Consider the following 3,984-nt stretch of genomic DNA (forward strand, 5'->3'; position numbering starts at 1 on the left):
AGGAATGGGATCATGTACTTTCTTGATAATTCAACGGCCTCTTTAGCTTCAGATACTTCAAATTCAGTGCCCGTGAGACTTTTCAGCTTCTGCATTGCCTCTGAAAAGTGCTCGCCATGCCAGACAAATTGGTCATCAAGTACAACAATTTTCCCCTGATTCTCCAAAAATCTTTTTAATTCCACAACGAGTGAATCTGGAATCCCTGCATTTTTAATATAATCATTAAGATAAGCAACCTTTAAGCCATCTTTTTTTAGTTCATTTAGCAGGTTTTCAGTCCGTTTTTCCCAACTTTTCGGTACATGCGGTTCAAAGGTTGATAACGAAATGAACTGTTCCTTTCTCGAAAAAACACCTCGGCCAATCCCGTACTCTATAATGAATTCGATTAGCGACTTAGAGAACTGTTTTTGCAGAGACTGCAGAAGCTCTGCCTTATTTAGTCCCGGGCGCATCGGATTTGCTTCATGATATTCTTCGAGCTTGTCTTTGATATCCTCCTCGATTAGTTCTACTAGAGAGCTAAGAGTGTATTCCTTGCTTGAAATCTGGACAAATTGCTCATCCTGAAGATTTAAGTTTAACGTTTCTTCGTCCAGTGCTGTCCTTCTAATCAAATCTGCTATTGAAAGACTTTTGGCTTCATATAATGCTGCATTAATCCTTTCAATCGGCGTACCCGCTTTTTTCTTTTCCAGCTCTTCAATTGTCTGCTGGCCGAAACGATATTTATTTCCGCGCGGATCGATTACCCATCCGCCTCCAATTGTTTCCTGCGGACTTGGACGCCTGATGATAAAGCGGTCTCCGCGTTTAGTCACGATTTTTTCTTCCAGCCTGAGCTGACAAAGAATTTCCCCGTTCTCTTCCTTCAATTCATTCCTGTCAAAGAAAACAATCCTTCCCATTACTTCAGCCGTACCAATATGGCATTTAATTGGCGTCCGCTGCTTCACAAGATGGTCCAAATCTTCGACAATGCGAATTGCCACATCTATTGTATTCGTTACAATAAAATGATCGGATGAAACTAGGACCTCTCCCCGTTCCAGTTCATCTTTGGAAACACCAGAAAGATTGATAGCCGTACGCTGCCCGGCAAATGCAATCTTTGCTGGCTTATGATGGACCTGCAGCTGACGGGCACGAACTTCAATGCCATCTGGCAGCACTTTCAGAAGCTGTCCCTCTTCAACCGTACCTTCATACACAGTGCCCCTGACCACCGTACCTTGTCCCTTAACGGTAAAAACCTGGTCAATTGGAAGGCGGAACGCGCCCTTCGCATCACGCATTTCCTGTTCCTTCAATGTATCGATAATCAATTTCTTTAACTCTTCAATTCCCTTTTTTGATAAACTGTCCACCATCATAAACGGAGCGTTTTCAAATACAGTGCCTTCTAGCTCACCTATAATATCATCCTTGACCAGTTCAACGAATTCATCTTCTACCCGATCTATTTTTGTAATGGCGATAATCCCAGTCCGGATCCCCAAAAAGCCAAGTATATCGAGATGTTCCCTTGTTTGCGGCATGACACCTTCATCTGCAGCTACTACAAGAACGACTAGATCGATTCCGGCTACTCCCGCAATCATTTGGCGAATAAACCTTTCATGACCTGGAACATCTACAACGGATATTTGAAGTTCGTCATCCTCATATAAAGGCGCGAACCCAAGTTCAATCGAAATTTGCCGTTCCTTTTCTTCTTTCAGACGGTCGGTATCCACATTCGTCAAAGCTTTTGTCAGCGACGTTTTCCCGTGGTCTATATGTCCTGCCATTCCAATGGTAAAATACCTCTTGCTCAAATGCTGACACCTTCTTTATATATGTATAAAATTACTCTAACTTTAAATCAGGAATTGTTCAAGCAACTGATTTTAGAACATTTTTGCTCCTAAAGCCCCGCTGTACTCACCATCTCGAAGGAACACTGTTTCAAGGCCTGACATTTTAGCATACAATTCAAGACTTGATTGAAGCAGCTTATTTCCAGAGAGGGTGCTCCCTATGTAAACAACTTTTTTCGTAGAGTTTAAGGTTGCAGTCTGTACAGTTAATAAAGTGATTGTTTCTGAAATCATATTGATAACTGACGCCATATGATCTGCTGGAGAGTATTCGTTCGGGGCTGAAACCTTAGCAAAATTGCTCGCAGTAAGTTCACCTGGAATCGGAGGATCTTCTGGATGATAAATATCCTTTACTAAGAGGTCAACATTCCCTCTTGAACCCCTCGACGCCAATTCGACCAACTCTGAAAAATCTCTGTTTTTTCCAAGCAGCGCGCCCAAACCCATAAATGTACCGCCACCGATGCCACTTCCAAGAACCCGATTATACTGACTTCCATCCATCGTGAACCATGAAGTCCCAGTCCCGATATTGACGAGCAGGACTTTTTCAAGTAAAGACATTTTTTCTTGCTCCATCAAATACTTTGCCCCTTCACAGGCTGCGGTGAATTCGTTTACAATTTCAGCCTCCGGAAAGAAATCTGCTTTTATCATCCCTGCTTTTCCACCTGTCAAAACTATTCTATTACTGGCAGCAAACATTTTAAGCCATGTAAGCGCAGAGTCAATGTCTTCAATAGGATACTTTTTAAAACGAAGTCTGCTGTTTTCTTCAAAAGCTATCTTAATGAGCGAACCGCCAGCATCTATACCAATTGTATTCTCATTCATAGCGACACCCCTTTTAAAAGAATAATTCAACACTAAACCAAATAATTAACTCTATTGTACGTCCCCAATCTTTCAGAAATCAATAAAAAGCGCCAGTTGTTCAATCTGCCACTTTACATTATTTTTAAAAATGAAAAAAAATAATAGAAAAATCCCTGGACAAGAAACCTGAAATTTTTCAATCCTTGTCAGGGATTTTTCTTATATATTGAGTTTTAAAGCCTAAGCCTTGATCTATTTTCCATGGTTATGGTTCTTGTCAGCTTTCACTGCGAAGGAAGGCAGACCTGAAATGTAACCAATTCCACCTGTTTTATTGATGCCGATTTCTCTCTCCATGGCAGCTTTCAGTTCCTCTTTGTCTACTGCTGTTATGGATTTTGTATCCAATTCATCTCCTGGGTGCTGGAAGTTGCTCATGATATAAGAAAAACCATTGCGATTGTCCGCTGCAAACAGGCCTGTAGATTCAGCGCCAGCTGGTGCTGATAGAACACGTGACAACTCTTTTGTATCGAGATTATAGGACCAAACGAAGTTGTTTGTATGCATGCTGCTATCTTCTCCGATAAAGAGTGTTCGCATGGCTGGAGAGTAGCTTAAATTATCAGGGTTGGCTATCATATCAACATTTGCAGTGTTGCCATATGAATCTGCTTTGGACATATCTTCGCCAACTAATAATCCTTCCATGGAAGAAGCTGCATATTTGCTGTCGATCCTCTTTCCCGTGCTATCTGTTTGACCACCAGCAAGGTTTAATTGATATGTTACCCCCGATTTAATTTTTGGTAACTGGATATGGTCTGCGGGATCCTTTCCAGCAGTATCTTTTTCCATTCCCTTGCTTTGGTCTGCTATCGCAACATATACTTTGTTATCTTTTTCATTAAGCGTTATACCTTCCATTTTGTTGAATTCAGATGTCGCACCAAGCAATGCTGCGTAACGACGGGATTCAAGGTAGGCTGCTGCCTTTTCCATTCCTGGTTTCAATTTAAGGTATTCTGTCTTTCCATGCGAATATTGTTTAATTGCTTTGAATCCTTCTTTTGGTACATCAGATGTTTCGAAAATATCGCTGAACTTAATGCCGCTGTCAATGATCTTCTTGATTTCTTTATCAGATGAATGTCCAAGTTTAATCCATTCAAGCTCTCCAGAACCACCATTTTCTGTTCCAGTCTGGTTAAACTTAGCCGCATAAAGAGTACCTTTTGACAAGTCAGCTTTTTTATCAGCTACATACATGAACATCGTTGTATAGGAACCGTCATCTCCGAAA

Annotated in this window: 3 protein-coding genes; all 3 read right to left on the minus strand. The window is 41.2% G+C overall.

Annotation, left to right across the window (positions count from 1 at the left end):
* Positions 1–1,820, minus strand: a 1,820-nt coding sequence (selB, locus tag WB217_RS15330) for a selenocysteine-specific translation elongation factor (RefSeq protein ID WP_423994105.1), incomplete at its 3' end; no start/stop codon positions are given.
* Positions 1,821–1,892: 72 nt separating this feature from the next.
* Positions 1,893–2,699, minus strand: coding sequence for a type II pantothenate kinase (gene coaW, locus WB217_RS15335; protein WP_423994106.1), 807 nt, complete (start codon positions 2,697–2,699; stop codon positions 1,893–1,895).
* Between the two features lie 234 nt (positions 2,700–2,933).
* Positions 2,934–3,984 (minus strand): PhoX family protein (locus WB217_RS15340; protein ID WP_423994107.1); only part of this gene is annotated, 1,051 nt, incomplete at its 5' end.

The organism is Mesobacillus sp. (assembly GCF_049588175.1).
GTDB lineage: Bacteria > Bacillota > Bacilli > Bacillales > Cytobacillaceae > Mesobacillus.

Excerpts from the sequence above, each read along its gene's own strand:
- coaW (WP_423994106.1), bottom strand. The coding sequence starts at position 2,699 with ATGAATGAGAATACAATTGGTATAGATGCTGGCGGTTCGCTCATTAAG.